The organism is Furfurilactobacillus curtus, from assembly GCF_045862785.1.
Classification (GTDB): Bacteria; Bacillota; Bacilli; order Lactobacillales; family Lactobacillaceae; genus Furfurilactobacillus; species Furfurilactobacillus curtus.
In genome coordinates, this window is the sequence record NZ_BQXO01000053.1 from 1 (window position 1) to 569 (window position 569).

Below are 569 nucleotides of genomic sequence, written 5' to 3' on the forward strand. Positions count from 1 at the left end.
ACTCCGGCTCGAATAACACTGGTGATAGCAATACCGGTAACTCGAACTCTGGTTCAAACAACACCGGTGACAGCAATACAGGTAACTCGAACAGTGGTTCGAACAACACCGGTGACAGCAACACTGGGAACAGTAACAGTGGTTCAAACAACACCGGTGACAGCAACACCGGTAACTCGAACTCTGGATCAAACAACACTGGTGATAGCAACACAGGTAATTCAAACTCTGGCTCGAACAACACCGGTGACAACAATACCGGTAACTCAAACAGTGGTAATTCGAACAGTGGTTCGAACAACACCGGTGACAGTAACACTGGTAACTCGAACTCCGGTTCAAACAACACTGGTGACAGCAACACCGGTAACTCGAACTCTGGTTCAAACAACACCGGTGACAGCAACACCGGTAATTCGAACTCTGGCTCGAATAACACCGGTGACAGCAACACCGGTAACTCGAACTCTGGTTCAAACAACACTGGTGATAGCAACACAGGTAATTCAAACTCCGGCTCAAATAACACTGGTGACAGCAACACAGGTAATTCGAACTCTGGTTCAAAC

Annotated in this window: 1 protein-coding gene; it reads left to right on the top strand. The window is 47.6% G+C overall.

Features of this window, described 5'->3' with window-relative positions:
• Window positions 1–569, top strand: a 569-nt coding sequence (locus ACKTR2_RS10400) for a hypothetical protein (protein WP_407885070.1), incomplete at both ends; no start/stop codon positions are given.